This is a genomic window from Chitinivorax tropicus, from assembly GCF_014202905.1.
Lineage (GTDB): Bacteria > Pseudomonadota > Gammaproteobacteria > Burkholderiales > SCOH01 > Chitinivorax > Chitinivorax tropicus.
This window is the reverse complement of the sequence record NZ_JACHHY010000065.1, coordinates 1-2,756: the sequence shown is the minus strand read 5'-3', so window position 1 is coordinate 2,756 and position 2,756 is coordinate 1. Positions and strand designations below refer to the sequence as shown.

Genomic DNA, 2,756 nt, shown 5'->3' with positions numbered 1-2,756 from the left:
AGCAGCCCCAGCCACAGCCAACTCAACCTGGGCCACCTGCGCCATGTTGCAGACAACTACCGTGGCAGCTACCGTGGCCAAGGCATCGAACTGCGCAGCGACGCCTACGGCGCCGTGCGGGCAGGACAAGGCCTCCTGCTCAGCAGCTACCCGATCCAACACGACCCTCGCCAACACGAAGCGGCAGGCGAACTGAGCGGCCCCTTGGCCCTACTCAAACAAGCCAACACCCTGGCCCAGACCCTGAGCCGACAAAGCAGCCAACACCAAGGCCTGCGCAACAGCGGCCAGCAACACCCGCACACCCGGCTCGACCCCCAACGGGGTGCCCTGCCGGGCCTCGTGCACAGCGCCCAGGGCATCGTGGACGCCAACGACCCACAACAAGCCCAGACCGACGCCCAGCACAAACGCACCGGCGCCGCCCAGGCACAACAGACCACCCCCCACCTCACCGACCCGGTACTGCTACTGGCCAGCCGAGGCGGCCAGCTCACCACCAGCCGTGACAGCCTGTACGCTGCCGCAGAAAGCCAGAGCTGGCTATCAGGCGGACACCAGAGCCTGGCGGCAGGGGAACAACAACGATGGGACGCCGGGCAGAGCCTCAGCCTGATCAGCGGCGTCGTGGACAGCTCCTTACACCAAGGGTTGGGCCTGAGCGTCATCAGCGGCGAAGGCGAACTGCTGATCCAAGCCCAAGGGAGCACCCTGACCCTGGCGGCGCAAGGCGCATTGAGCGCAGAGAGCGCCCAGGCGGACACCACGCTGGCGTCCCCGAAACGGATCGTGATCCAGACCGCTGGCGGTGCCAGCCTGACCCTGGACGGCGGCTTCAGCGCCCAGTGCCCCGGCGAACTCACCATCCATGCCGCCAGCCGGACCTATCGACCGGCCACAGACGCAACGGCCTCCCTGCCACAATTCCGGCAGAGCATCCTCAAACCGATCCGGCGACTCAACTTCTCCGGCTGACACAGACATGACACCGACAGCAAGCATGAAAGGCAATACGCATGATTGAGAAATGGGCCTATCCGTTTCCGCTGGCCGACGGCAAAGATCTCTCGGACGTCCAGGTCTTTTTCAAAGGCCTGTCAGCCTGTGAAGACGGGTTCTACCCGATCGGCGGACAAGGCGTGTGGCATGGCGGCATCCACTTCGACTCCAACACCGCCCAGCACTTCAAACAAGAGGGCGTCCGCTGCATTGCCGACGGGGAAGTGGTGGCATACCGGATCGACGGACAATACCCCGAGCTGCGCTTTCCCAGCGCCCAGGGCGTAGCACGCTACGCCACCGGCTTCGTGCTGGTGAGGCACACCCTGGTGCTCCCGCCGCCGCCCAAGCCAGTGGCCGCCCCCAGCCCGACCCCACCCGCCGCCGCCGGCCACCTGCCAGCGACCCCGACCACCCCACCCCCTGGCGCCGCCGCCGCCAAGGCCCCCCCACCCAAAGCAGACACCCTGATCTTCTTCAGCCTGTACATGCACCTGCAAGACAAAGCAGGGTATGACGCCCACCCCCGGCAAGCGCGGCCCGTACATTGGCCCGCCAGCAGCGACCAATACCAAGTGGGCACCGCCTGCAAAGACAAAGAAGACAAACTGGCCCCTGGCCAGACCGGCCTGCGGATTCGGGACGCCGCGCACAAAATCATCGGCCTCATCCCACAAGGCGCCCAGCTCCGGCTGGGCGGGCCCGCGCCAAACAAAAAAGCAGGGTACGTCGAACTGCTGGCCGTCCTGTCCGGCGGCGAAGGTGGCACCATCCCCACCGCCCCGGCCCCTGGCCAGGCACTGGGCTACGTTTACCAAGCCGACCTGGAAGCGATTCGTGCCCCGGCCCCGGCAGCGGTGGATGGCATCCACCTGCTGCCCCAACCGATCAACGTCTCGGCAGGCGCCTTACTCGGCCACCTGGGCACCTACCAGCACCATCAACACATCCACCCCCTGCCCAACACCCAGCCCCGCCCCCTGCTGCACCTGGAATGCTTCGCTGGCGACGACCTGCCCGCCTTCCTCAACCGCAGCCGCGACCGGGCCCAACAACTGGACGCCAAGCAACACGACCGGCTACTGATCGAAGCCGGCGTCGCCTGCTACCAACCGCAGGCCGCCGACCTCACCCTGAGCGCAGACGACCGCGTAGTGGAAACCACCGACAGCCCCAAACGCGGGCAATGGGCGAAAGCCCGCCGCCTGGTGCGGCAGATCGTCCACAAAAGCGAACTGACCGACTACCAACCCAAACACAAGACCTACCGCTACCAAGGCCAGACCGTCAGCTTCACCGGACGCTTCATCGGGCCGAGCGACACCGACACCACCACCGACTCCCAGACCGCCACCCGACTGGGGTACAACCGACGGGAAATCTGGGTGGCCAACGGCGACCCCCTATGGCTGGAACGCACCACCCTCAAACTGGGGGCCGGGGAACGACGCGCCTGGAGCCAATTCCCACTCCAGACAAGTCAGCCCAGCCCCAAGACCCTGGACTTCTCACAAGTCTACAGCCGTGCCGAGGTAGACAAATGGCCCGCCAACCGCCAAGCTGAAGACGACCGACAACAGACCTGGCGACAACTCAGCCCCGAGACCGGCTGGATCTGCGAACAAGGGGACCCGAAAGTACGCTGGCAGACCAAATGGCACTGGCCAGGCTTCGACCTCATCGAAGAACACAGCAGTGCCGCCGAGCAATACAGCCGACAACTGGACAAACAAGGGCAGGCCAGCAGCACCGAAGCA

General features: G+C 65.7%; 1 protein-coding gene and 1 pseudogene. Both read left to right on the top strand.

Translation table 11 applies throughout. The features are described 5' to 3' along the window. Positions 1-975 (top strand): DUF2345 domain-containing protein (locus HNQ59_RS19205; RefSeq protein WP_184042001.1); only part of this gene is annotated, 975 nt, incomplete at its 5' end. A 41-nt stretch (positions 976-1,016) separates the two neighbouring features. After that, positions 1,017-2,756 (top strand): annotated as a pseudogene (locus HNQ59_RS19200) (hypothetical protein); the annotation flags it as partial.